Annotated in this window: 23 protein-coding genes; 17 read left to right on the top strand and 6 right to left on the bottom strand. The window is 71.0% G+C overall.

Annotated elements, in window-relative coordinates; genetic code table 11:
- The first annotated feature begins 439 nt into the window (after positions 1 to 439).
- Positions 440 to 1,297, top strand: a complete 858-nt coding sequence (locus AAHZ94_RS06345) for a serine/threonine kinase C-terminal domain-containing protein (protein WP_349991234.1) — start codon at positions 440 to 442, stop codon at positions 1,295 to 1,297.
- A 235-nt stretch (positions 1,298 to 1,532) separates the two neighbouring features.
- Here AAHZ94_RS06345 and AAHZ94_RS06340 read toward each other — a convergent pair whose 3' ends face one another.
- On the bottom strand, positions 1,533 to 2,033 hold the full coding sequence (locus AAHZ94_RS06340; protein WP_349991232.1) for a GNAT family N-acetyltransferase: 501 nt from the start codon (positions 2,031 to 2,033) through the stop codon (positions 1,533 to 1,535).
- A gap of 389 nt (positions 2,034 to 2,422) precedes the next feature.
- Between AAHZ94_RS06340 and AAHZ94_RS06335 the strand changes: the two genes are divergently transcribed.
- The gene (locus tag AAHZ94_RS06335; RefSeq protein ID WP_349991241.1) at positions 2,423 to 3,721 is read left to right on the top strand and encodes a geranylgeranyl reductase family protein; all 1,299 of its coding nucleotides are present in this window, start codon (positions 2,423 to 2,425) and stop codon (positions 3,719 to 3,721) included.
- Between the two features lie 315 nt (positions 3,722 to 4,036).
- On the opposite strand, the gene AAHZ94_RS06330 is transcribed toward AAHZ94_RS06335, so the two are convergent.
- The 5 genes from AAHZ94_RS06330 to AAHZ94_RS06310 all read right to left on the bottom strand — a co-directional run bounded on the left by AAHZ94_RS06330 (position 4,037) and on the right by AAHZ94_RS06310 (position 7,688).
- Positions 4,037 to 4,489 (bottom strand): winged helix DNA-binding protein, encoded by a 453-nt coding sequence (locus tag AAHZ94_RS06330; protein WP_349991239.1) that lies wholly within the window; start codon positions 4,487 to 4,489, stop codon positions 4,037 to 4,039.
- Between the two features lie 298 nt (positions 4,490 to 4,787).
- The gene (locus tag AAHZ94_RS06325; RefSeq protein WP_349991230.1) at positions 4,788 to 4,985 is read right to left on the bottom strand and encodes a DUF397 domain-containing protein; all 198 of its coding nucleotides are present in this window, start codon (positions 4,983 to 4,985) and stop codon (positions 4,788 to 4,790) included.
- An 11-nt stretch (positions 4,986 to 4,996) separates the two neighbouring features.
- Positions 4,997 to 5,851 carry a helix-turn-helix domain-containing protein gene (locus AAHZ94_RS06320; RefSeq protein ID WP_349991229.1) on the bottom strand — a complete coding sequence of 285 codons (855 nt, stop codon included), beginning with the start codon at positions 5,849 to 5,851 and terminating at the stop codon, positions 4,997 to 4,999.
- A gap of 369 nt (positions 5,852 to 6,220) precedes the next feature.
- Entirely contained in the window at positions 6,221 to 6,445 is a 225-nt protein-coding gene (locus AAHZ94_RS06315; RefSeq protein WP_349991228.1) for a hypothetical protein, read from the bottom strand.
- Positions 6,446 to 6,776: 331 nt separating this feature from the next.
- On the bottom strand, positions 6,777 to 7,688 hold the full coding sequence (locus tag AAHZ94_RS06310) for a C40 family peptidase (RefSeq protein WP_349991226.1): 912 nt from the start codon (positions 7,686 to 7,688) through the stop codon (positions 6,777 to 6,779).
- Positions 7,689 to 8,399: 711 nt separating this feature from the next.
- Between AAHZ94_RS06310 and AAHZ94_RS06305 the strand changes: the two genes are divergently transcribed.
- The 15 genes from AAHZ94_RS06305 (at position 8,400) to AAHZ94_RS06235 (ending at position 25,118) form a co-directional block, all read left to right on the top strand.
- Complete coding sequence (locus AAHZ94_RS06305) at positions 8,400 to 8,759, top strand: NADH-quinone oxidoreductase subunit A (protein WP_349991225.1); 360 nt, start codon at positions 8,400 to 8,402, stop codon at positions 8,757 to 8,759.
- A gap of 24 nt (positions 8,760 to 8,783) precedes the next feature.
- Positions 8,784 to 9,338 carry a NuoB/complex I 20 kDa subunit family protein gene (locus tag AAHZ94_RS06300; RefSeq protein WP_349991224.1) on the top strand — a complete coding sequence of 185 codons (555 nt, stop codon included), beginning with the start codon at positions 8,784 to 8,786 and terminating at the stop codon, positions 9,336 to 9,338.
- Entirely contained in the window at positions 9,335 to 10,102 is a 768-nt protein-coding gene (locus AAHZ94_RS06295) for an NADH-quinone oxidoreductase subunit C (protein ID WP_349991223.1), read from the top strand. Before AAHZ94_RS06300 ends, AAHZ94_RS06295 begins: the two co-directional genes overlap by 4 nt.
- Positions 10,102 to 11,472: an NADH-quinone oxidoreductase subunit D gene (locus AAHZ94_RS06290; protein WP_349991221.1), complete on the top strand. Its 1,371-nt coding sequence runs from the start codon at positions 10,102 to 10,104 to the stop codon at positions 11,470 to 11,472. Before AAHZ94_RS06295 ends, AAHZ94_RS06290 begins: the two co-directional genes overlap by 1 nt.
- A gap of 26 nt (positions 11,473 to 11,498) precedes the next feature.
- Positions 11,499 to 12,332, top strand: coding sequence for an NADH-quinone oxidoreductase subunit NuoE (gene nuoE, locus AAHZ94_RS06285; RefSeq protein ID WP_349991238.1), 834 nt, complete (start codon positions 11,499 to 11,501; stop codon positions 12,330 to 12,332).
- Positions 12,332 to 13,717 carry an NADH-quinone oxidoreductase subunit NuoF gene (gene nuoF, locus AAHZ94_RS06280; protein ID WP_349991219.1) on the top strand — a complete coding sequence of 462 codons (1,386 nt, stop codon included), beginning with the start codon at positions 12,332 to 12,334 and terminating at the stop codon, positions 13,715 to 13,717. The genes nuoE and nuoF overlap by 1 nt, the downstream gene beginning before the upstream one ends.
- The gene (locus AAHZ94_RS06275) at positions 13,714 to 16,248 is read left to right on the top strand and encodes an NADH-quinone oxidoreductase subunit G (protein WP_502964593.1); all 2,535 of its coding nucleotides are present in this window, start codon (positions 13,714 to 13,716) and stop codon (positions 16,246 to 16,248) included. The genes nuoF and AAHZ94_RS06275 overlap by 4 nt, the downstream gene beginning before the upstream one ends.
- On the top strand, positions 16,245 to 17,630 hold the full coding sequence (nuoH, locus tag AAHZ94_RS06270) for an NADH-quinone oxidoreductase subunit NuoH (RefSeq protein WP_349991218.1): 1,386 nt from the start codon (positions 16,245 to 16,247) through the stop codon (positions 17,628 to 17,630). The genes AAHZ94_RS06275 and nuoH overlap by 4 nt, the downstream gene beginning before the upstream one ends.
- 62 nt (positions 17,631 to 17,692) lie before the next feature.
- Positions 17,693 to 18,349, top strand: coding sequence for an NADH-quinone oxidoreductase subunit NuoI (nuoI, locus tag AAHZ94_RS06265; RefSeq protein WP_349991216.1), 657 nt, complete (start codon positions 17,693 to 17,695; stop codon positions 18,347 to 18,349).
- Positions 18,346 to 19,248 (top strand): NADH-quinone oxidoreductase subunit J, encoded by a 903-nt coding sequence (locus AAHZ94_RS06260; protein WP_349991215.1) that lies wholly within the window; start codon positions 18,346 to 18,348, stop codon positions 19,246 to 19,248. The genes nuoI and AAHZ94_RS06260 overlap by 4 nt, the downstream gene beginning before the upstream one ends.
- The gene (gene nuoK / locus AAHZ94_RS06255) at positions 19,245 to 19,544 is read left to right on the top strand and encodes an NADH-quinone oxidoreductase subunit NuoK (RefSeq protein ID WP_349991213.1); all 300 of its coding nucleotides are present in this window, start codon (positions 19,245 to 19,247) and stop codon (positions 19,542 to 19,544) included. The genes AAHZ94_RS06260 and nuoK overlap by 4 nt, the downstream gene beginning before the upstream one ends.
- Before the next feature lie 12 nt (positions 19,545 to 19,556).
- A complete protein-coding gene (gene nuoL, locus AAHZ94_RS06250) occupies positions 19,557 to 21,512 on the top strand; it encodes an NADH-quinone oxidoreductase subunit L (RefSeq protein WP_349991212.1) in 1,956 nt (651 codons plus the stop codon).
- Position 21,513: 1 nt separating this feature from the next.
- Positions 21,514 to 23,172 carry an NADH-quinone oxidoreductase subunit M gene (locus AAHZ94_RS06245; RefSeq protein WP_349991210.1) on the top strand — a complete coding sequence of 553 codons (1,659 nt, stop codon included), beginning with the start codon at positions 21,514 to 21,516 and terminating at the stop codon, positions 23,170 to 23,172.
- A gap of 5 nt (positions 23,173 to 23,177) precedes the next feature.
- A complete protein-coding gene (gene nuoN, locus AAHZ94_RS06240; RefSeq protein ID WP_502964592.1) occupies positions 23,178 to 24,830 on the top strand; it encodes an NADH-quinone oxidoreductase subunit NuoN in 1,653 nt (550 codons plus the stop codon).
- A 117-nt stretch (positions 24,831 to 24,947) separates the two neighbouring features.
- Entirely contained in the window at positions 24,948 to 25,118 is a 171-nt protein-coding gene (locus AAHZ94_RS06235) for a hypothetical protein (protein WP_349991207.1), read from the top strand.
- Positions 25,119 to 25,191: the final 73 nt, after the last annotated feature.

The raw sequence follows: 25,191 nt of genomic DNA, 5'->3' as shown, positions 1-25,191 counted from the left end.
GGCGGGGGGGGGGGGGGAAAACAAAAAAAATAATATTGTTTGTTGTTTGTGTTGTATTTGAGCGACCCCCAGCCACCCCCCCCCCCCCCCCAAACCACCCCCCAAAACCCCCGACCCCCCGACCGCGCCGGCCACCTACGTCCCGCCGCCCCGGGCCGGCGGCCACCCGGACGTACCGCCGCACGACGGGCACGCCACCCCGCCGCCCGGCGCGGCGTACCCACAGCCGGAGCAGCCCCCTCAGTGGCCGGCCGAGCCGCCCGCCGAGCCGCCCGCCCAGCCGCAGTCGGGGGTCCACCCGTACGCTCCGGGCGCCGGACCCGCCGCGCCGTACGCGGAGCCGTACGCCGAGCCCCCTGCCGAGCCGTACGCGGCCCACGGCGCCACAGCCCACGGCCCCGGCCCCGATCCGTACGGCACGTCAGGCGCGGGCGGCCCCGTGACGGTCGACGGGACCACCCTGGTGCGGCAGGGCGACGGGCCGCGGCGCGGGGTCAGGCGGCGGCGGGCGCTGGTGTGGCTGGGGGTCGGCGCCGCGGCGTTCGTGATCGGCGGCGGGATCACGGCCGGCGTCCTGCTCTGGCAGGACAAGAGCGACAGTTCGGCCAGCAAGGTGGAGAGCCGGGAGCCGCACCGGACGGAGCCGAGCCAGGGCCCGTCCGACGGGACCACGGGCGGCCCGTCGCCCAGCCAGGAGACCGCGGCCCCCGACCCCTCGTCCGACCCCTCGTCCGAACCAACGGGCACGCCCGCCGCGCCGAACAGCACCGACCCCATGGACGACGTCACGGGCCGGCCCACGGGCGAGCCGACCGACTCCCTCGGCGACGCGCGGGACCCGGACACCCCGCCCGAGGGCTACCGCACCGCCCGGGACCCGCAGGGCTTCTCGCTGGCCGTGCCCGCCGACTGGGAGCGCGAGGTGCGCAGCGGCCAGATCGACTACCGCGGGGCCGGCTCGGCCGCCAACAGCTATCTGCGCATCGGCATCGTGCGCGGCACCGGCCAGTCGGCGTTCGAGCACTTCCAGGAGCTGGAGGGCATCACCTCCGGACGCACCGGGGACTACCAGCGCCTGGCCCTCACCGCCAACACCTTCCACGACCGGCCGGGCGCCCGCTGGGAGTTCACCTGGGTGGAGAAGAAGACGGGCCGCACGATGCACGCCATCGACCAGGCGTACGTGACGGCCGACGGCACCGAGTACGCGATCTACTACCAGGGCCCGGCCGAGACCTTCCCGGTCGACCGGGAGGCGTTCGACACGGCGCTGCTGACCTGGGCGCAGGGCGGCTGATCCGGCGTCAGGTCGGCACGCGGCGGGCCCGGGCGCCATCGGCCGGCCGGTCCGCGGGCCTCGCCCCCACCGGCCGGCCGGTCCGCGCGCCCGGCCCCGCCGGTGGGACGGCGCCCGGTTCGTGCGGGGCCCCAGACCGTACGGGGTCCCGGGTCGTACGGGGCCCCGGGCCGTACGAGATTCCGGACCGTACGAGGTCCCGGGTCGTACGCGATTCCGGCGTGCCCCCGGTGGCTCAGAGGTCGAGGCGGAAGCAGAGGCCGCGGGTCTTGGAGACCGGTGAGACATAGGTCTCGGCCTCCTTCATGCCCAGCCGTTGGGCGACCGCGATGGACCGCGCGTTCTCCGGGACGACCATGGCGACCAGGTGCCGGATGCCGACCGCGCGCGCCCGCTCCAACGTCGTTTCGGCGGCGAGCGTCGCGTAACCCCGGCCCCAGTGCGCGCGGCCGAGCCGCCAGCCGATCTCGATCTCGCCCTGCGGTCCCCACTCGTTGGGCCACGGCTGGGCGCCGGTGAAGCCGACGGGCTCACCCGCCGCGTCGAGCAGGGTGTAGAGGCACACGCCGACGTGGTCGTGGTGGGCGCGCTGCCGTGCGGTGAACGCCTCGTAGTGGGCGAGGTCGTGCGAGGCACCGCCGTGGAACTCCATCACCTCCGGATCGTCGAACAGCCCGTGCCAGGCCGCCGCGTCCTCCGGTATCGGCACTCGCAACTGCACAGCAGCTCCAGACATCGGCATGCGGGCACCCTTCTCGCGACTTTGCGTACGCCACATAGACTGCACCCGTCCAGTGCCCGGCGCGACCGGCACGTAGATACCGAGTCTTCGGGAGAACCTCCGTGAGCGAGAACGCCCCCGCCGAGACCGACCTTCCCCAGACCGGCGCCACCGAGACCGACGCCCCGGGGAAGAGCGGGACCGGGACCGGAGCCGCCGAGTCCGCCGCGAGCAGCGCCATAGAACCGGCCACCTCCACCACCCCAGAAGCCACCGCCGACGCCGTGGCCGAGACCGCCGAGCCCGTCGCGAGCAGCAGCGACGCCGCCGCGGCCGGCAGCACCACCCCGCCGAAGGGGGCGACCCGCATCACCACGACCAAGGGCCCGCGCACTCCGTCCGCGATCGCCGTCGGCCTCGGCGACGACGCGCTCTCCGAGCGCACCGCCGACGTGATCGTGGTGGGCGCGGGGCCCGCCGGTTCCACCACCGCGTACTACCTGGCCAAGGCCGGCCTCGACGTCCTGCTGCTTGAGAAGACGGCGTTCCCGCGCGAGAAGGTGTGCGGCGACGGACTCACCCCGCGCGCCACCAAGCAGCTCGTCGCCATGGGCATCGACATCAGCGAGGAAGCCGGGTGGCTTCGCAACCAGGGCCTGCGCATCATCAGCGGTGGCACCCGACTCCAGCTCGACTGGCCCGAGTTGGCCTCGTACCCGGACTACGGCCTGGTCCGCAAGCGGGACGACTTCGACGAGCAGCTCGCGGTGCAGGCGCAGAAGGCGGGGGCGCGGCTGTACGAGCGGTGCAACGTCGGTGCGCCGATCATCGACCCGCGCACCAACCGCATCACCGGCGTGCACGCCAAGCTCGGCGAGGACAAGACCCCGGTCACCTTCCACGCCCCGCTGGTCGTCGCCGCCGACGGCAACTCCTCCCGGCTCTCCCTCGCGATGGGCCTGCACCGGGCCGAGAACCGCCCGATGGGCGTGGCCGTGCGCACCTACTTCGAGAGCCCGCGCGACCAGGACGACTACCTGGAGTCCTGGCTGGAGCTGTGGGACCGGCGCGGCGCCACGCCCAAGCTGCTGCCCGGCTACGGCTGGGTCTTCGGCATGGGCGACGGCACCTGCAACGTCGGCCTCGGCGTGCTCAACACCTCAAGCGGCTACAAGGACCTGGACTGGCGCGAGGTCCTCAAGGCGTGGTGCGCCTCGATGCCCGAGGACTGGCAGTTCACGCCCGAGCACATGACGGGCCCGATCCGCGGCGCGGCGCTGCCGATGGCCTTCAACCGGCAGCCGCACTACACCCGCGGGCTGCTGCTCGTCGGCGACTCCGGCGGCATGGTCAACCCGTTCAACGGCGAGGGCATCGCGTACGCCATGGAGTCGGCGCAGATCGCCTCCGAGGTCATCGTGCAGGCCAAGGCCCGCCCGACCGCCGCCCAGCGCGAGGCGGCCCTGGAGCGCTACCCGCGGGTCCTCAAGGACACCTACGGCGGTTACTACACGCTGGGCCGCGCCTTCGTGAAGCTCATCGGTCAGCCCAAGATCATGAAGATCGCCACCGAGCGCGGCCTGACGCACCCGCTCCTCATGCGCTTCGTCCTGAAGATGCTGGCCAACCTGACCGACCCGACCGGCGGCGACGCGATGGACCGCATCATCAACGGGCTCACGAAGGTGACGCCCCGAGCCTGAGAAACCTGCGACCGGGGCGGACGGACCGACGCGCGGACCGCCCGCCCCGGTGTGCAGGGGGTGCCCGCCCCGGTGTGCGGTGGCGGCCTGCTCCGGTCTGCGCCGGCGCCCGCCTCGGTGTCGGCCGGCTGCCTCGGTGCCGGCCGGCTGCCTCGCACGTACCGGCTGCTTGCCTCGGTGTCGGCCGGCGCTGCCTCGGTGCGTACCGCCGCGCCCCGGTCCTCCGTGGCCGAGTACTCCGCGTCCCGGTCCTGCGCGGCCGGCCCCGCCGCAACAACCCGGTCCACTGCACCCCGGCCCCGCCGCATCCGGTCCTCAGGCGGCCGGCCCGCCCGCATTGCTGATCAGCCGCTGAAGCACCTTCAACGTCGTGACGTAGTCCGCATCGGTGATGCCCTCGTGGAGGGCGGCGCGGATCGCGGGAGCGTTGCGCCCCAGGTCGACGCGGGCCTGCTCGCCGGCTTCGGTGAGCCACAGCCGGTCCTCGGCGTCCCGCCTCAGCCAGCCGCGTTCCACGAGCACCGCGGCCTCGGCCGCCAGATCGTCCTCGGGCCTGAGGTAGGAGGCCATGGCCGCGCGCAGCGCAGACAGGGACATCCCCTCGCCGTCGGGCGAGATGTCGTTCACCGACAGGTTGCGCAGCAGCCAGAACTGCGGCTGCGTATAGCCCTGTTCGGCCTGCCGGGCCCGGGTGAACGCGATGAGCGCCTCATAGGCGACCCCCGTCCAGTACGCGGCGGGCTGGCCGGCGAGTTCGGCGTCGGACATCTGCTGGGTCGTCGTCACGGGGTCCCCTCCTGGCACTTCGGTACGCGGCCCGCCCGTCGAGCGGGCCCTGTCGGGACCGTAAGACTTCAACCAAGGTTGAAGGCAAGGGCTGCTGGGTGTGGGGTGTGGGGCGCGGTCGCGGGGGCCGGGTGGTCGGCGGGCCGACCGCAGAGTTTCCGCCACTCGACACGGCCAGCCCGTGGCGTACGTGGCGTACGTGGCGTGCGAGGTACACGAAAGGCCCCCCGAACTCCGCCGCGTGCGACGGCATTCGAGGGGCCTTTCGACGATCAGCGGGTCATCGCCGGGCGAGGTGGTCCCAGGCTCCGGCCTGAATGTGTCGGGTGAAGGCGCCGAACCTGCTCCGGCTGGTCAGCATGACCCGATCCGGGGCGTCGCTCTCGCGGAGTGCAATGAAGTCGCCGAACTCGGCGATTTCAACGCACTCCTCGCCTCCGGCGCCGGAGAACGAGGATTTCTGCCACTTCGGTTCCATGTCTGGCATTCTCACAGTTCTCGTGCGATGTGATGGATGAGGTGCCGTGACTCCGTCATGTCGAGCGAAGCCGCTACGGCATTGTCGAGCAGTGCCCCGTACCTTTTGAGTTCCATATGGGCTCCGAGAAAGAGACCACCCAGCACGCTGTCTATGCGTATGGTGTCTAGCTGGGGCACGGGCCCCGCCGCATAGAGCACCGACTGTGTCGCCTCGATGAAGTCCTCGCAGGTGAACGGTATGACGCGGATGGTCACCCCGGGCCGGTCGGTTGCCTCGATGAGCGCTTCCAACTGCGCTCTGGCCACCTGCCGGCCACCAAAGCGCATACGCAGCGCCGCCTCGTGGATGATCGCTTCGAACGGGGGTGGCTCGGTGCGCTCCAAAATGCCACGCCGGCGCATTCGGTGGGCGACCCGGACGGTCAGTTCATCGGCGCTGAGCGTCGGAATGTGGCCGCTACAGACGGCGCGCGCGTACTCCTCGGTCTGGAATACGCCGGGCAGTGTCACGGAATGCATCGTGCGCAGCGCCGTCGCATGGTGTTCGAGTTCCGCGATGTCCAGGAAGCCGGGCGCGAGCACATTGCGGTACTCGTCCCACCAGTATTGGCCACGGTGTTCCCTGGCGATGGCACACAATGCGTCGAGCAGTGTCTCGTCGGCGCCCCCGTAGAACGCGGCCAGCCGCCTGATGCGCTCCTCGGAGACCCCGATCTTGCCCGCCTCTATATGGCTGATCTTCGCCTGGTCCGTGGACAGGTGACCGGCCGCCTCGCGCGCCGTTTTGCCTGCTGCGTCGCGTAACTTCCGTAGCTCAGCACCCAATCGCACCTGGCGTGCGGTCGGGTTCTCCCTCGCTGGCATGGCACCTTCCCCAGTTCTGATCGAAGCCCTGGGCGTACCGTGCCATGCTTCCCGCCATCCCCACCAGCCGAGTTAACGACCTTGCTACGGGGCAGAGTTGGCGCCTCCGGGAAGCGACGACTGCGCCGAACCGGCGACCGCCTCACCCCGCACCGGCAACCACCTCACACGCCCCACCCACACCGCACCTGGCAGCAGCCACACCCGCCCCATCCCAGGGCACGTCCGAGACGCCGGGCCGATGCCGCGGTCAGGAGACGGGCTGGAGCCGGTATCGCGCGCGAGGAGACGTGCGAGTGCTCGGGGGAATCGAGCCGGGCGTAACGAGCCGGGCATGCGGCGCCCTTGCCCCCGGCTGCTGCTGCCCCCTCACCGGTGGTACTTGTGCAGATCCTCCGTCGTCAGCCCGAACGTGCTCCGCACGTTGATCGAGCTGTAGCTGGTCCGGGCGCCGCTCGCCTGTTCCCTGCGGGCCTGTTCGATGCGGAGTTCGTCCGCCGACTCGCCGCGCACCCCGCCGCGGCGGCGCAGCTTGATGGTCAGGCCCACGACCGTGCCGATCATTCCGCCCACGAACAACATCACAGTGATCACGTCGTCCCCCGTGTCCTCGATGCGTGTACAGCACCGTAACCGCAGGACCTGCCGGAACGGGAGCGATCCGGGTGAACCGGCTCCCCGGCTCCGGGGGCGCGGGTGGCCGTGTCCCGGTGGGAAGGGTGCTCTTCGGCCACGATGGCCGACCGTGCCGCGTTCGGGCCTCCTCGCGGGCGTACGGGGCCGTTTCGGCGCAACGCGAAGGGCCGGCGCCCTCCCGGAGGAGAGTGCCGGCCCTTCGCGTACACCCGCGCACGACGGCGCCACCCGCACCTCGACGCGCGCGAGCGCTGCGCAGGAGGGGGGTCGGGCGCCCGGTGGGGTCAGGTCAGAGGACCCGGACCGCGCCCGTGGGCATGTCGTAGTTCATGCTGCGCTGGACCACGCCGGTGTTGGAGTTCTGGGCGCCGATGAACTGGCCGCCGCCGATGTAGACCGCCACGTGGTAGGCGCTGCCCGCGCTGCCCCAGTAGAGGATGTCGCCGGGCTGGAGGTTGCTCAGCGAGACCTGGGTGCCGGTGACGGACTGGTTCTGCGAGATGCGCGGCAGGTTGATGTTGACCTGGCGGAAGGCCATGCTCGTCAGGCCGGAGCAGTCGTACGAGGACGGGCCCATCGCGCCGGGCACGTACGCCTTGCCGACCTGCGCCTTGAGGAAGGCGATCACCGTGGCCGCGTTGCCGCTGCCCGTCGAGGTGGACGGGGCCTGCGTCTGCGAGGTGGCCGGGGCGTCGGACGAGGACGGGGCGTCGGAGCTGTTGCTCGTGCTCGCGGTGCTCGTCGAGCTGGCGGTGCTCGCGCTGTTGGTGCTGAGCGTGGTGCGCTCGGAGGTGCGGGAGGCGCGTTCGCGGGCCTCCTTCGCAGCGGCGGCGCGCTTGGCGGCGGCGCGCTCGGCGCGCTCCTTCGCCTCCTTGGCCTTGCGGTCGGCCTCGGACTTGGTCTTCTTCGCCTCGGCGCGCGCCTTGTCGGCGGCCTGCTCCTGCTGGTCCTGGAGCTGGTAGCCGTGTGCGGCCTGCGCGGTGGCGTCGGCGGACTGGGCCGCGTTCAGCGCCAGGTCGGCGGTGAACGTGGGCAGTTCCTGCGTGGTCTCGGCCGCGGTGGGCTCGGTCGCGGAGGCCGAGACGGCAGTTCCGGCCACCGTGAGCGTGAGGAGGCCACCGGTCACCCCTGCGCGAAGTGCCCGCGAAGAAGCGGAGCGACGGGGCTTCCGGTGGCTGGGTATGTGAGCGGTCTGGGACATGGGAACAACGGCTATCAGGATGCAGAGGTTGACCACAACAAACGTGGCGCTCGCCACAATTGACGTGCGCACGCCTAGATTTCGGCCAAGTTGATCTTGGGGGTCCCCGGTCGCGGCCGGTCCGATTTTAGCGATCATGCGCCTACGCATGGCTTTTGGCGGTCAACAGGCCTCCCGGGCGCGCCTATCACCATCGGGTGATGGCTGCCAAGGGTCGCCGCAGAATCGAGATCTCGAACGAGTGACGATGTGTCACACGTCACACTGCGACCCCCCGTGAATGGAGGCGCGAGCCGACGATCTCCGGCCGCGTCGCGGGGCGTTGCGCGCCGGGCGGCGCCGCCGTGACCCCTATATCAGGTCGTATGACCCATGGCCAATTTGCATGCATGTACCACTTCTTGGTAGTGCAAGCCCGCCCTGACCAGCAGTAACACCCTTGATTATCACCATTGGTGATCACTCGACCGCTTCCCGTAGAAGGGTCACCGCTCATCCGACTTCATGATCGTTCGTCAGGTGGTGGAGATCACAAACTCGGTCCCGTACCCCGTGTCGCAGATCACAAGGTGGCAGGCATAGGATGCAGGCGAATCGGGCTTGTGAACTGCCTCACATGTTCGCGATCTTTTGGCAGTGAGCGCGCCCGACGCAGCCCTCCCCCGCCGGGGGAGCCCAGCAGTCATCGTCGACTGAGAGGAGCGAGGAGCGGTGAACGCCTATGCGCCCATCCTCGTACTAGGAGCCCTCGGGGCAGGCTTTGCGATCTTCTCCGTGGTGGCGGCCACGACCATCGGCCCCAAGCGCTACAACCGGGCGAAGCTCGAAGCCTACGAGTGCGGCATCGAGCCGACCCCGCAGCCGGCCGGCGGCGGGCGTTTCCCCATCAAGTACTACCTGACGGCGATGCTCTTCATCGTCTTCGACATCGAGATCGTCTTCCTATATCCCTGGGCCGTCACCTTCGACGCGCTCGGCCTGTTCGGGCTCGTCGAGATGCTCCTCTTCGTGCTCACCGTCTTCGTCGCGTACGCCTACGTCTGGCGCCGCGGCGGCCTGGAATGGGACTAACGGAAGCGGGAGGAGCGACAAGCCATGGGTATCGAAGAGAAACTGCCGAGCGGTTTTCTGCTCACGACCGTGGAGAGCGCCGCAGGGTGGGTCCGTAAGTCCTCGGTCTTCCCGGCCACCTTCGGCCTCGCCTGCTGTGCGATCGAGATGATGACCACCGGCGCCGGCCGTTACGACCTCGCCAGGTTCGGCATGGAGGTCTTCCGCGGCTCGCCCCGGCAGGCCGACCTGATGATCGTCGCCGGCCGGGTCAGCCAGAAGATGGCGCCCGTGCTGCGGCAGGTCTACGACCAGATGCCGAACCCCAAGTGGGTCATCTCCATGGGCGTGTGCGCCTCGTCCGGCGGGATGTTCAACAACTACGCCATCGTGCAGGGCGTCGACCACATCGTCCCGGTCGACATCTACCTGCCCGGCTGCCCGCCCCGGCCCGAGATGCTGCTCGACGCCATCCTCAAGCTCCACCAGAAGATCCAGGGCGGCAAGCTCGGGGTCAACCGCGAGCAGGCCGCGCGCGAGGCGGAGGAAGCGGCGCGCAACGCGCTCCCGCTGATCGAGATGAAGGGGCTGCTGCGGTGAGCGAGCAGAGCGGGCCGACCGGCACCAACCCCGACCAGGACGTGAACGCCAACAACCTGCCAGGCCAGCGCGGCGACGGCGGCGAGGTCATCGGCACCAGGCGCGGCATGTTCGGCGCCAACAACGGCGGCGACACCACCGGCTACGGCGGCCTGGTGCGCACCGTGCGGCTGCCGGGCGCGGCCACCCGCCCCTACGGCGGGCCGGACGGCGCCACCGGGTACGGCGTCTTCGACGAGATCGCCGACGAACTCGAAGGCGCACTCGACGAGCAGGGGCTGCTCCCGGAGAACGCCATCGAGAAGACCGTGGTGGACCGCGGCGAGCTGACCTTCCACATCGCCCGCGAGCACCTGCCGCGCGTCGCCCGTACGCTCCGCGACGACCCGGCGCTCCGCTTCGAGCTGTGCACCGGCGTCAGCGGCGTGCACTTCCCCGGCGACACCGGCCGCGAACTGCACGCCGTCTACCACCTGCGTTCGCTCACCCACAACCGGCTGATCCGCCTTGAGGTGAGCGCCCCCGACCGGGACCCCCACGTGCCGTCGATCGTCGACGTCTATCCGACCAACGACTGGCACGAGCGCGAGGCGTACGACTTCTTCGGCCTCATCTTCGACGGCCACCCCGCCCTCACGCGGATCATGATGCCCGACGACTGGCAGGGCTTCCCGCAGCGCAAGGACTACCCGCTCGGCGGCATCCCCGTCGAGTACAAGGGCGCGCAGATCCCGGCTCCCGACCAGCGGAGGTCGTACAGCTAATGAGCACCTCGCACGCCCACCCCACGTCAGGACCCGCCCCGGCCGATGCCGAGCCGTCCTCGTCGGCGCCGCGCGAGACCACCGAGGGCACCGTCTACACGGTCACCGGTGGCGACTGGGACGAGATCGCCGCCGCCGCGGCCCGTACCGACGACGAGCGGATCATCGTCAACATGGGCCCGCAGCACCCCTCCACGCACGGCGTGCTGCGGCTGATCCTGGAGATCGACGGCGAGACGGTCACCGAGGCCCGCTGCGGCATCGGCTACCTGCACACCGGCATCGAGAAGAACCTGGAGTTCCGCACCTGGACCCAGGGCACCACGTTCGTGACCCGCATGGACTACCTGACCTCGTTCTACAACGAGGCCGCGTACTGCCTGGCGGTGGAGAAGCTGCTCGGCATCGAGGACCAGATCCCCGACCGGGCCTCGGTGATCCGGGTGCTGCTCATGGAGCTCAACCGGCTCTCCTCACACCTGGTGTGCATCGCCACCGGCGGCATGGAACTCGGCGCCACCACGGTCATGGTCTACGGCTTCCGCGACCGCGAAATGATCCTGGACGCCTATGAGTTGATCACCGGGCTGCGCATGAACCACGCGTTCATCCGCCCCGGCGGCCTCGCCCAGGACCTGCCGCCCGGCGCCGTCGAGCACCTGCGGGAACTGCTCAAGAAGCTCCGCAAGAACCTCCCGCAGTACGACAAGCTCGCCACCGGCAACCCGGTCTACAAGGCCCGCCTCCAGGACATCGGCTACCTGGACCTGGCCGGCTGCATGGCGCTCGGCGTCACCGGACCGGTGCTGCGCTCCGCGGGCCTGCCGCACGACCTGCGCAAGACACAGCCGTACAGCGGTTACGAGAACTACGAGTTCGACGTCCCCACCGTGGACACCTGCGACGCCTACGGCCGGTTCCTGATCCGGGTCGAGGAGATGCACCAGTCGCTGCGCATCGTCGAACAGTGCCTGGACCGGCTGGAGCCGGGCCCCGTGATGGTCGGCGACAAGAAGATCGCCTGGCCCGCGCAGCTCGCCCTCGGCCCGGACGGGCTGGGCAACTCGCTGGACCACATCAAGAAGATCATGGGCACCTCGATGGAGGCCCTGATCCACCACTTCAAGCTGGTCACCGAGGGCTTCCGGGTCCCGCCGGGGCAGGCGTACGCGGCCGGCGAGTCGCCCAAGGGCGAACTGGGCGTGCACGCCGTCAGCGACGGCGGCACCCGCCCCTACCGGGTCCACTTCAGGGACCCCTCCTTCACCAACCTCCAGGCCATGGCGGCGATGTGCGAGGGCGGCCAGGTCGCCGACGTCATCGTGGCCGTGGCGTCCCTCGACCCCGTGATGGGAGGCGTCGACCGGTGAGCGGTGCACATGACGTAGCGCTGGGCATGCCCCAGTTGCCGGCCCCCGACTACCCGGCCGAGGTACGGGCCAGGCTGGCGGCCGACGCCGCGGAGGTGATCGCCCGCTACCCCGACAGCCGCTCCGCGCTGCTGCCGCTGCTGCACCTGGTGCAGTCCGAAGAAGGGCACGTCAGCCGCACCGGCGTCCGGTTCTGCGCCGAGGTCCTGGAGCTGACCACCGCCGAGGTCACCGCGGTCGCCACCTTCTACTCCATGTACCGGCGCAAGCCCAGCGGCGACTACCAGGTCGGGGTCTGCACCAACACGCTGTGCGCGGTGCTCGGCGGCGACGCGATCTTCGAGGCGCTCCAGGAGCACCTGGGCGTCGGCAACAACGAGACCACCGACGACGGCAAGGTCACCCTCGAACACATCGAGTGCAACGCCGCCTGCGACTTCGCCCCCGTCGTCATGGTCAACTGGGAGTTCTTCGACGGCCAGACCGTCGAGTCGGCCAAGGCCCTCGTCGACGACCTGCGCGCCGGCCGCACCGTGCACCCCACCCGGGGCGCGCCGCTGTGCACGTACAAGGAGACGGCGCGCATCCTGGCCGGCTTCCCCGACGAGCGGCCCGGCGCGGTGGCCGCCAGCGGTGGCGCGGGCCCCGCCTCGCTGGTCGGGCTCAAGCTCGCCAAGGGCGAGGCGGCCCCCGGCAAGGTCGTCGCCCCGCGCGGCGAGCGCGCCCCGACCGAGCCGGCCCCGCCCGGCCCCGGCCAGCAGGCGCCCGAGTCCCACCCCAGCTCGCACGATGCGCCGCGGCCCACCGCCGCGTCCGACCCCAGCCACCCCGCAGGGCCCGTGGCCGAGGAGGGGGAGTGATGACCGTGTCCACCGAAACCGGCGGCACAGCCCAGCCCGACACCGACGGCACCAGCCCCGAGAAACTGCTCGCCCCGGTGCTCTCCGCGCTCTGGGACGAACCCGAGTCCTGGACGCTGGAGACCTACCGGCGCTACGAGGGGTACGAGGGACTGCGCAAGGCGCTGGCCATGCCGCCCGACGACGTCATCGCGTACGTGAAGGAGTCGGGGCTGCGCGGGCGTGGCGGCGCCGGCTTCCCTACCGGGATGAAGTGGCAGTTCATCCCGCAGGGCGACGGCAAGCCGCACTACCTGGTCGTCAACGCCGACGAATCCGAACCCGGCACCTGCAAGGACATCCCCCTCCTCTTCGCCAACCCGCACGCGCTGATCGAAGGCATGATCATCGCCTGCTACGCCATCCGCTCCCAGCACGCCTTCATCTACCTCCGCGGCGAGGTCGTCCCCGTGCTGCGGCGGCTGCACGAGGCCGTGCGCGAGGCATACGCGGCCGGCTACCTCGGCCGTGACGCCCTCGGCAGCGGGCTCGACCTCGACCTCACGGTGCACGCCGGCGCCGGGGCGTACATCTGCGGGGAAGAGACCGCACTGCTCGACTCGCTCGAAGGACGCCGCGGCCAACCCCGACTCCGGCCGCCCTTCCCGGCCGTCGCGGGTCTGTACGCGTGCCCCACCGTGGTGAACAACGTCGAATCCATCGCGTCCGTTCCCGCGATCCTGAACAAGGGCAAGGACTGGTTCAGGTCGATGGGCAGCGAGAAGTCGCCCGGCTTCACGCTGTACTCGCTCTCCGGCCACGTCGCCCGCCCCGGCCAGTACGAGGCGCCGCTCGGCATCACGCTGCGCCAACTCCTCGACCTGAGCGGCGGCATCCGCCCCGGCCACCGGCTGAAGTTCTGGACCCCGGGCGGCTCCTCCACGCCGCTGCTCACCGACGAGCACCTGGACGTCCCGCTGGACTACGAGGGCGTCGGCGCCGCCGGCTCGATGCTCGGCACCAAGGCGCTCCAGTGCTTCGACGAGACCACCTGCGTGGTGCGCGCCGTCACCCGCTGGACCGAGTTCTACGCGCACGAGTCCTGCGGCAAGTGCACGCCCTGCCGCGAAGGCACGTACTGGCTCGTCCAGTTGCTGCGCGACATCGAGGCCGGCAAGGGCCGCGCCGAGGACCTCGACAAGCTCCAGGACATCGCCGACAACATCAACGGCAAGTCCTTCTGCGCGCTCGGCGACGGCGCTGCGAGCCCCATCTTCTCCTCGCTCAAGTACTTCCGCGAGGAGTACGAGCAGCACCTCGGCGGCCGGGGCTGCCCCTTCGACCCGGCCAGGTCCGTGGCCTGGTCCGACGACCACACCAACGCCCACCTGGAGGTGAACGCGTGACCGTCACGACCACGGGAGCCAGCAGTGGTTCCACCGCGGGCCCCTCCTCCGGCGGCGCTGCGGCGGTGCCGCCCGAAGACCTGGTCTCCCTGACCATCGACGGCGCCCCGATCAGCGTGCCCAAGGGCACCCTGGTCATCCGCGCGGCCGAACTCCTCGGCATCGAGATCCCGCGCTTCTGCGACCATCCGCTGCTCGATCCGGCGGGCGCCTGCCGGCAGTGCATCGTGGAGGTCGAGGGCCAGCGCAAGCCGATGGCCTCCTGCACCATCACCTGCACCGACGGCATGGTCGTCAAGTCGCAGCTCAGCTCGCCGGTGGCCGAGAAGGCCCAGCGCGGCGTGATGGAACTGCTGCTCATCAACCACCCGCTGGACTGCCCGGTCTGCGACAAGGGCGGCGAGTGCCCGCTCCAGAACCAGGCCATGTCCACCGGCGACGCGGAGAGCCGGTTCGAGGGGCAGAAACGCACCTTCGCCAAGCCGGTCCCCATCTCCACCCAGGTGCTGCTCGACCGCGAGCGCTGCGTGCTGTGCGCCCGCTGCACCCGCTTCTCGAACCAGATCGCCGGCGACCCGATGATCGAACTCGTCGAGCGCGGCGCACTCCAACAGGTCGGCACCGGCGAGGGCGACCCCTTCCAGTCGTACTTCTCCGGCAACACCATCCAGATCTGCCCGGTGGGCGCGCTGACCTCGGCCGCCTACCGGTTCCGCTCCCGCCCCTTCGACCTGGTCTCGTCGCCCAGCGTCTGCGAGCACTGCGCCGGCGGCTGCGCCACCCGCACCGACCACCGGCGCGGCAAGGTCATGCGGCGGCTGGCCGCGAACGACCCCGAGGTCAACGAGGAGTGGATCTGCGACAAGGGCAGGTTCGCCTTCCGGTACGCGCAGCGGCCCGACCGGCTCACCACCCCGCTGGTGCGCAACGCCGACAGCGGCGAACTTGAGCCGGCGAGCTGGCCCGAGGCGCTGGCGGTCGCGGCCCGCGGGCTGATCGGGGCGCGCGGCCGGGCCGGCGTACTGGCCGGCGGCCGGCTGACCGTCGAAGACGCGTACGCCTACGCCAAGTTCGCACGGGTCGCGCTCGACACCAACGACGTGGACTTCCGGGCCAGGGCGCACAGCGGCGAGGAGGCCGACTTCCTCGCCGCGCAGGTCGCCGGCCGCGGGCGGGACCTGGACGGTCGGGGCCTGACCAACGCGACCCTGGAGGCGGCGCCGGCCGTACTGCTGGTCGGGTTCGAGGCCGAGGAGGAGGCGCCCGGGGTCTTCCTGCGGCTGCGCAAGGCGCACCGCAAGCACGGGCAGCGCACCTTCGGCCTCGCCCCGTACGCCACCCGCGGACTCACCAAGGCCGGCGGCACGCTGCTGCCCGCCGCGCCCGGCACCGAGACCGAGTGGCTGGACGCGCTGGCCGGCGGCGTCGGCCTGGACGAGGTGGGGCAGCAGGCGGCCGACGCGCTGCGCGCCGACGGCGCCGCCCTCGTGGTCGGCGAGCGCCTGGCGACCGTGCCCGGCGCGCTCACCGCCGCCGTCCGGCTGGCCACCGCCACCGGCGCCACCCTGGCCTGGATTCCGCGCCGGGCCGGCGAACGCGGCGCCATCGAGGCCGGCGCGCTGCCCGGACTGCTGCCCGGCGGCCGGCCCGCGACCAGCCCGCGCGCCCGCGAGGAGGTCGCCGAGGTGTGGCGGCTGCGGGAGTTGCCGGCCCGGCACGGGCGCGACACCACGCAGATCATCGAGGCCGCCGCGGACGGCGAACTCGGCGCGCTGCTCGTCGGCGGCGTCGAGGTGGCCGACCTGCCGGACCCGGCCCGCGCGCTGGCCGCGCTGGACGCGGTGCCGTTCCTGGTCAGCCTGGAGCAGCGGCCCTCCGAGGTCACCGACCGGGCGGACGTGGTGCTGCCGGTGGCGGCCGTCGTCGAGAAGTCCGGCACCTTCCTCAACTGGGAGGGGCGGGCCAGGCCGTTCGAGGCCGCGGTCAAGCCCGACCAGATGGTGCGCCGGCACGTCCAGCCCGACGGCCGGGTGCTGCACATGCTCGCCGACGCGCTGGACGCGCCGATCGCCCTGCCCGACGTGCGCGCCGCGCGCCGCGAACTCGACCGGCTCGGCGGCTGGGACACGGCACAGACCGCCGTCACCCCGCCGACGCCGCCGGTCGGCGCGTCGCTGCCGCGTCCGGAGGCCGGTCAGGCGGTGCTCGCCGGCCACCGGCTGCTGCTCGACCAGGGCCGGCTCCAGGACGGCGACGAGGCGCTGGCCGGCACCCGGCACGCCGCGGTGGCCCGGCTCTCGGCCGCGACCGCCGCCGAGGCCGGCGCCCACGACGGGCAGCCGCTGCTGGTGCGCGGCCCGGCCGGCACGGTGACGCTGCCGCTGGTGGTCACCGACATGCCCGATCGCGTGGTGTGGCTGCCGCTCCAGTCGGTCGGCGGCGGCGCCCAGCGTGATCTGGGCGTACGCACCGGCGAGTTGGTCTCGATCGCCGCGGCCCCGCCGCAGCCCGGCACGGAGGTGGAGGGATGAACGGCATCGCCACTGGCGCATACGCCGACCTGCCGAATCTCGCGGCAGAGGACCTGTCGATGTTCGGGAACGACCCGTGGTGGCTGGTGGTCATCAAGGCGGTCTTCTGCTTCGCGTTCCTGATGGTGACCGTGCTGATCTCCATCGTGATGGAGCGCAAGGTCGTCGCGTGGATGCAACTGCGCATCGGCCCCAACCGGCACGGTCCGTGGGGCATGTTGCAGTCCCTCGCGGACGGCGTGAAGCTGATGCTCAAGGAAGACATCATCGTCAAGCGGGCGGACAAGGCGGTCTACGTACTCGCCCCGATCGTCGCCGCGGTCCCGGCCTTCATGGCCGTGGCCGTCATCCCGTTCGGCCCGGCCGGCAACGAGATCTCCATCTTCGGCGAGCGCACCACGATGCAGCTCACCGACCTGCCGATCGCCGTCCTGTACATCCTGGCCACCGCATCGGTCGGGATCTACGGCATCGTGCTGGCCGGCTGGTCGTCCGGCTCGACGTACCCGTTGCTCGGCGGGCTCCGCTCGTGCGCCCAGATGATCAGCTACGAGATCGCGATGGGCCTGGCGTTCGCCGCGGTCTTCCTGCACTCGGGTTCGATGTCCACCTCGGCCATCGTCGAGTCGCAGCAGGACCGGTGGTACGCGCTCCTGCTGCCGGTCTCCTTCATCATCTACATCATCGCGATGGTCGGCGAGACCAACCGGGCCCCGTTCGACATGCCCGAGTCCGAGGGCGACCTGGTCGGCGGCTTCAACACCGAGTACTCGTCCATCAAGTTCGCGATGTTCATGCTCGCCGAGTACATCAACATGGTCACCGTCTCGATGGTGGCGGTCACCCTCTTCCTCGGCGGCTGGCGGGCCCCGTACCCGATCAGCACGGTCTGGGAGGGCGCCAACCACGGCTGGTGGCCGATGCTCTGGTTCACCGGGAAGCTGGTCGTGCTGCTCTTCGGCTTCGTCTGGCTGCGGGCCACGCTGCCGCGGGTGCGCTACGACCAGTTCATGAAGCTGGGCTGGAAGGTCCTCATCCCGGTCTCCATGGTGTGGCTGATGCTGGTCGCCACGGTGCGGGCGCTGCGCAACGAGGACTACGAGTTCCAGGACATCGTGCTGTACGTCGGCGGCGCCGTCCTCGCGCTGCTCCTGCTCTCCTTCGTCTGGGACGTGTACCGCGACCGGGAGGAACAGCGCACCGCCGAACAGGCCCCGCCAGAACCCGCCTTCGACCCGCTGGCCGGCGGATTCCCCGTACCGCCGCTGCCCGGGCAGACCCTGCCGCCCGTACCACGACGCCGGCCGCGCCACGAGCGCGAGCTCATTGTCAGTGGTGGGGGAGACACTGTCAGTGACGGAAAGGAGGCGGGCGGTGCCTGACGTTCAGGAGGCAGTCCCCCGGGGGGCGACCCCCGTACCCCCGGCGCAGGAGGAGGCCGACCGTGCCTGACTTCCAGAATCCGGTGGCCGGCTTCGGCGTGACCTTCCAGGCCATGTTCAAGAAGCGGCTGACCGAGCAGTACCCCGAGCAGAAGAAGCCCACGCAGCCCCGCTTCCACGGCCGCCACCAGCTCAACCGGCACCCGGACGGGCTGGAGAAGTGCATCGGCTGCGAGCTGTGCGCCTGGGCCTGCCCGGCCGACGCGATCTACGTGGAGGGCGCGGACAACACCGAGGAGGAGCGCTACTCCCCGGGCGAGCGGTACGGCCGCGTCTACCAGATCAACTACCTGCGCTGCATCCTGTGCGGCCTGTGCGTCGAGGCGTGCCCGACCCGGGCGCTGACCATGACGAACGAGTACGAACTGGCCGACCGGACCCGCGAGTCGCTCATCTACACCAAGGAAGAGCTGCTGGCCGGCCTCCAGGAGGGCATGGTCGAATCGCCGCACTCGATCTTCCCCGGCACCGACGAGCAGGACTACTACCGCGGTCTGGTCACCGAGGCCGCGCCCGGCACGGTGCGGCAGGTCGCGGTCAGCAAGGGCGAACGGCCGGCGGACGAGGGTGCGGACGCGGAGCCGGCAGGCGGCGCATCCGCCGAGGCCGGGTCCGCCGACGGCCGCGCGGCCGAGCAGCGCAAGGGGGCCACGGCGTGAGCACACTGGCCGCGGCGGCCTCCACCACCTCCACCGGCGAGGCCGTCCAGTTCTGGATTCTGGGCACCGTCGCCGTGCTCGGCGCGCTCGCCACCATCCTGCTGAAGAAGGCGGTGCACTCCGCCCTCTCGCTCGCCGGGACCATGATCATCCTGGCGGTCTTCTACCTCGCCAACGGCGCGTACTTCCTCGGCGTCGTGCAGATCGTCGTCTACACCGGCGCGATCATGATGCTCTTCCTCTTCGTCGTGATGCTCGTCGGCGTCACCGCGGCCGACTCCGTCAAGGAGACGATCAAGGGGCAGCGGTGGCTGGCCGCCGGCTGCGGCCTCGGCTTCGGCATCCTGCTGGTCGCCGGCATCGGCAACGCCTCGCTGAAGACCTCCGAGGGCCTTGGCCAGGCCAACGCCGGCGGCAACGTCGAGGGCCTGGCGGAGCTCATCTTCACCAAGTACGTCTTCGCGTTCGAGATCACCGGCGCCCTGCTGATCACCGCGGCGGTCGGCGCGATGGTGCTCACCCACCGCGAGCGCACCGAACGCGCGAAGACCCAGCGCGAGTTGGCGACCCACCGGATTCGCGAGGGCCGCCAGCTCACCCCGCTGCCCGCGCCCGGCGTCTACGCCAGGCACAACGCCGTGGACGTCCCCGGTCTGCTGCCCGACGGCACCCCGTCCGAACAGACGGTCAACGCCACGCTGCGCGGCCGGGGCCAGATCCGCGACGTGTCCGGCGCCGCGCTGGCCGAGCTCGCCGCACTGGAACAGCGCTCCGAGGAGTGGCTTGAGCGCTCCGGGGACGCCGAGGGCGGCCCGGCCGGTGCGCGCACACCGTCCGCCCGCAACGGGTCGGCCGCCTCGGCCGCCGACCCGGTCAAGGCCGAGGAGGAGGTCAAATGAACCCGGTCAACTACCTCTACCTGGCCGCCCTGTTGTTCACCATCGGCGCGACGGGGGTGCTGATCCGGCGGAACGCGATCGTCGTGTTCATGTGCATCGAGCTGATGCTGAACGCCTGCAACCTGGCGTTCGTCACCTTCTCCCGGATGCACGGGAACCTCGACGGACAGATCGTGGCCTTCTTCACGATGGTCGTCGCCGCGGCCGAGGTCGTCATCGGCCTCGCGATCATCGTGTCGATCTTCCGCTCCCGCCACTCGGCCTCGGTCGACGACGCCAGCCTGATGAAGCTGTAAGGGGTAGCGACAGTGGAGAACCTCATCGGATGGCTCATCGCGGCGCCACTGATCGGCGCGGGCGTGCTGCTGTGCGGCGGCAAGCGGCTGGACCGCGTCGGCCACTGGCTCGGCACCCTGCTCGCCGCGGCCTCCTTCGCCATCGGCGCACTGCTCTTCTTCGACATGCTGGGCGAGGACGAGCACCACCGGGCCATGCACCAGCACCTCTTCAGTTGGATTCCGGTCGAGGGCTTCCAGGCGGACGTCGCCTTCCAGCTCGACCAGTTGTCGATGACCTTCGTCCTGCTGATCACGGGCGTGGGCACGCTGATCCACCTGTACTCGATCGGCTACATGGAGCACGACGAGCGGCGCCGGCGCTTCTTCGGCTACCTCAACCTGTTCCTCGCCGCGATGCTGCTGCTCGTCCTCGCCGACAACTACCTGCTGCTGTACGTCGGTTGGGAGGGCGTCGGCCTCGCCTCGTACCTGCTGATCGGCTTCTGGCAGCACAAGCCGAGCGCGGCCACGGCGGCCAAGAAGGCGTTCTTGGTCAACCGGGTCGGCGACGTCGGCCTGTCCATCGCGATCATGCTGATGTTCACCACCTTCGGCACCTTCGCCTTCGGGCCGGTGTTGGCGGCGACCGGCGAGACCGGCGAGGGCAAGCTGACCGCGATCGGGCTGATGCTGCTGCTCGCGGCGTGCGGCAAGTCGGCGCAGGTGCCGCTCCAGTCCTGGCTGGGGGACGCGATGGAGGGCCCGACCCCGGTCTCGGCCCTCATCCACGCCGCCACCATGGTCACCGCCGGCGTCTACCTGATCACCCGCTCCGGCGCGATCTTCAACGCCGCGCCCGACGCGCAGACCGCGGTGGTCACCGTCGGCGCGGTCACCCTGATCTTCGGCGCCATCGTCGGTTGCGCCAAGGACGACATCAAGAAGGCCCTGGCCGGCTCGACCATGTCGCAGATCGGGTACATGATCCTGGCCGCCGGCCTCGGCCCCATCGGCTACGTCTTCGCGATCATGCACCTGGTCACGCACGGCTTCTTCAAGGCCGGCCTCTTCCTCGGCGCGGGTTCCGTGATGCACGGGATGAACGACGAGGTCGACATGCGCAAGTACGGCGGCCTGCGGAAGTACATGCCGGTCACCTTCATCACCTTCGGCCTCGGCTATCTGGCGATCATCGGCTTCCCCGGTCTGTCCGGCTTCTTCTCCAAGGACAAGATCATCGAGGCGGCGTTCGCCAAGGGCGGCACCGAGGGCTGGATTCTGGGCGGCACGGCCCTGCTCGGCGCGGCCATCACCGCGTACTACATGACCCGCGTGATGCTGCTGACCTTCTTCGGCGAGGAGCGCTGGCGCAAGACGGCGACTCCCTCGCCCGCCGCGCCCGCGGCGCCGGGCGCCGAGCCGGCCGCCGAGACCCGCGGCGAGCACGCCGAGCCGCACCCGCACGAGTCGCCCAAGTCGATGACCATCCCCATGATCGTGCTGGCCTTCGGCTCGGTCTTCGCGGGCGGGCTGTTCAGCGTCGGCGACCGGTTCGTGCACTGGCTTGAGCCGGTCACCGGGCACGACCACGGCGACTCGCCGCTGAGCGCGGCCACCGTCACGGCCTCCACCGTCGTGGTGCTCGTCGTCGGCGTCGCGCTCGCCTGGTCGCAGTACGGGCGCAAGCCGGTCCCGCGGGTCGCCCCGCGCGGCTCGCTGCTCACCCGCGCCGCCCGCCGCGCCCTGCTCCAGGACGACTTCAACCACGTGGTCCTGGTGCGCGGCGGGGAGCACCTGACGCGCAGCCTGGTCTACGTCGACCACAAGCTGGTGGACGGCGTCGTGAACGGCACGGCGGCCTCGGTCGGCGGACTGTCCGGGCGGCTGCGGCGGATGCAGAACGGCTTCGCGCGCAGCTACGCGGTCTCGATGTTCGGCGGTACGGCGGTCCTGATCGCCGCGACCCTGCTGATGAGGGCGGTCTGACATGTCATTTCCCCTGCTGACGGCCACGGCCGTGGTGCCGGCGGCCGGCGCCATCGTCACCGCCGCCGTTCCCGCCGCGCAGCGCACCGCGGCCAAGTGGGTGGCCCTGCTGTTCTCGCTGGCCACCCTGGCGTTCGCGGCGGCCACCCTGATCCGCTTCGACCCGGACAGCAACGACACCTACCAACTCGCCGAGTCGCACGCCTGGATCGCGGACTTCGGCGTGCGGTACGAACTCGGGGTGGACGGCATCGGAGTGGTGCTGGTCGCGCTCACCGCGCTGCTCATCCCCTTCGTGATGCTCGCCGGGTGGCACGACGCGGACCCGCCGGAGCCGGCCGACGGCGCCGGCGGCGCGGTGGGCGGCGCCGCGGAGGCCGAGTCCATCAGCCACGGCCGGTGGCGCCCCACCCAGGGCTTCTTCGCCCTGATCCTGCTGGTCGAGGCGATGGTGATCCTCTCCTTCGAGGCCACCGACGTCTTCCTGTTCTACGTCTTCTTCGAAGCCATGCTGATCCCGATGTACTTCCTCATCGGCGGCTTCGGCGACCGGGCCGGCGCGCTGTCGGAGAGCGAGACGGCCACCCAGCGCAGCTACGCGGCGGTCAAGTTCCTGCTGTACAACCTGGCGGGCGGGCTGATCATGCTGGCCGCCGTCATCGGTCTGTACGCGGTCACCGCCGACGACCTGGGCAGCGGTACCTTCTCGCTGCAACAGATCGCGGAGGCCCGGGCCAGCGGCGAACTGTCCATCTCCACCAACACCGAACGGCTACTGTTCCTCGGCTTCTTCTTCGCCTTCGCGGTGAAGGCCCCGCTGTGGCCGCTGCACACCTGGCTGCCGAACGCGATGGGCGAGTCCACCGCGCCGGTCGCCGTGCTGATCACCGCGGTGGTCGACAAGGTCGGCACGTTCGCGATGCTCCGCTTCTGCCTCCAACTCTTCCCGGAGGCCAGCAAGTGGGCGACGCCGGTGATCCTGGTGCTCGCGGTGATCAGCATCCTGTACGGGGCGCTGCTCGCGGTCGGTCAGCGGGACATCAAACGGCTGGTGGCGTACGCCTCGATCTCGCACTTCGGCTTCATCATCATGGGCATCTTCGCGATGACCAGCCAGGGGCAGAGCGGTGCGACGCTGTACATGCTTAACCACGGGATCTCCACGGCCGCCCTGCTGCTGGTCGCCGGCTTCCTGATCAGCCGCCGCGGCTCGCGGCTGATCGCCGACTACGGCGGGGTGCAGAAGGTGGCCCCGGTCCTCGCCGGCACCTTCCTGATCGGCGGTCTGGCCACCCTGTCGCTGCCGGGGCTCGCCCCGTTCGTCAGCGAGTTCCTGGTGCTGGTCGGCACCTTCAGCCGCTATCCGGCGATCGGCATCGTCGCCACCGTCGGGATCGTGCTCGCCGCGCTGTACGTACTGGTCCTCTACCAGCGCACGATGACGGGCCCGGTCAAGGCGGGCGTGGAGAACATGCCCGACCTGAAGGCGCGCGAGCTGACCGTGGTGGTCCCGCTGATCGCCCTGCTGGTCTTCCTCGGCGTCTATCCGAAGCCGATCACCGAGATGGTCGACCCGGCCGTGGGCCACACCCTGTCCGTGGTCGACAAGCAGGACCCCAAGCCCGATGTCCCCGCACATGAGGTGGAGGCCGCGAAGTGAGCGCCGTGGCAGATCCCGGAACGGTCCACAGCCTGTGGACCACGGCGGCCGAGTCGCCGCAGAAGTTCGAGGCGCCGCACATCGAGTACGGCCAGCTCTCACCCACGCTGATCATTCTCGGCGCGGCCATCGTGGGCGTACTGATCGAGGCGCTGCTGCCCCGCAAGGCGCGGTACGGGGCGCAGTTGTTCACCAGCGTGCTGGGCGTCGCCGCCGCGTTCGCCGCCGTCATCGGCCTGGCCGTCGGCGACTACGGCACCAGCAAGGCGCGGGTCGCGGCGGAGGGCGCCATCGCGGTGGACGGCCCGGCGCTCTTCCTCCAGGGCACCATCCTGCTGGTCTCGCTGGTCGCGGTCTTCACCTTCGCGGAACGCAGGCTCGATCCGGCGGCGCACGGCAACCGGGTGGACTCGTTCGCGGCCCAGGCCGCGGCGGTGCCCGGCGGCGACGCGGAGCGGGAGGCCACCCGCGCCGGCTTCACCACCACCGAGGTCTTCCCGCTGCTGATGTTCGCGGTCGCCGGGCTGCTGGTCTTCCCCTCGGCCAACGACCTGCTGACGCTGTTCGTCGCCCTTGAGGTGTTCTCGCTGCCGCTGTACGTGCTGTGCGCGCTGGCCCGCCGCCAGCGGCTCATGTCACAGGAGTCGGCGGTCAAGTACTTCCTCCTCGGCGCGTTCTCCTCGGCGTTCCTGCTGTTCGGCATCGCCCTGCTGTACGGGTACGCGGGCTCGGTCAGCTACGGCCGGATCGCCGACGTGGTCGACGGCGAGGTCGCCGACATCACTCCGGCGCTGGCCCAGACGATGGGCAACGACGCACTGCTGCTGATCGGCGGCGCGATGGTGCTGATGGGGCTGCTCTTCAAGGTCGGCGCGGTGCCGTTCCACATGTGGACCCCGGACGTCTATCAGGGCGCTCCGACCCCGGTCACCGGCTTCATGGCGGCGGCCACCAAGGTCGCGGCCTTCGGCGCGCTGCTGCGCCTGTTGTACGTGGTGCTGCCGGGGCTGCGGTGGGACTGGCGTCCGGTGATGTGGGGGGTGGCCATCGTCACCATGCTGGGCGGTGCGATCGTCGCGGTCACCCAGACCGACATGAAGCGGCTGCTCGCGTACTCCTCCATCGCCCACGCCGGCTTCATCCTGGCGGGCGTCATCGCCACCAACGAGCAGGGCGTCTCCTCGGTCCTCTTCTACCTGGCGGCCTACTCCTTCGTGACGCTGGGCGCGTTCGCCGTGGTCACGCTGGTGCGGGACGCGGGCGGCGAGGCCACCCACCTGTCGAAGTGGGCCGGGCTCGGCCGGCGTTCGCCGCTGGTCGGCGCGGTCTTCGCGGTCTTCCTGCTGGCCTTCGCCGGCATCCCGCTCACCTCGGGCTTCGCCGGCAAGTTCGCGGTCTTCAAGGCGGCGGCGGAGGGCGGCGCGGGCGCGCTGGTCGTGGTGGGTGTGGTGTCGTCGGCCATCGCCGCGTTCTTCTACATCCGGGTCATCGTGCTGATGTTCTTCAGCGAGCCCCGGGCGGACGGCCCCACGGTCGCGGTGCCGAGCGTGCTGACCTCGTCGGCGATCGCCATCGGGGTCGCGGTCACGCTGGTGCTGGGCGTCGCGCCGCAGTACTTCCTGGAACTGGCCGGGGATGCGGGGGTCTTCGTACGGTAGCTCCCGCCCGGCGCTGCGCAGCGCTGTGGCCTGGCCCTGGCCCTGCGGCCCGGCTCTGACTGGTTCGGCTCCGGGCCCAGCTTGGGCTCGCGCCGGCGTCCGGTCGGTGGGCGCCCCGTGCTGACCGGCCATCGGCGCCGTAGGAAGGCTTTCGGGCCCGGGGGCCCCCCCCCCCCCCCCGGGGGGGCGGGCGGGCGCGGGGGGGGGGGGGGGGGGGGGGGGGGGGGGGGGGGGCCCGGGGGGCGCGGGGGGGGGGGGGGGGGGGGGGGGGGGGGGGGGCCGCTGTAGCGCGGAGCGGGGGCCCCCGGCGCCGCCCACCCCGCCGGTGGTGCAGCGCCGTTCCAGGTCGACGAGGGTGACC

The organism is Streptomyces sp. HSW2009 (assembly GCF_040240285.1).
Lineage (GTDB): Bacteria > Actinomycetota > Actinomycetes > Streptomycetales > Streptomycetaceae > Streptomyces.
This window is presented reverse-complemented; position numbering and strand designations above follow the sequence as displayed.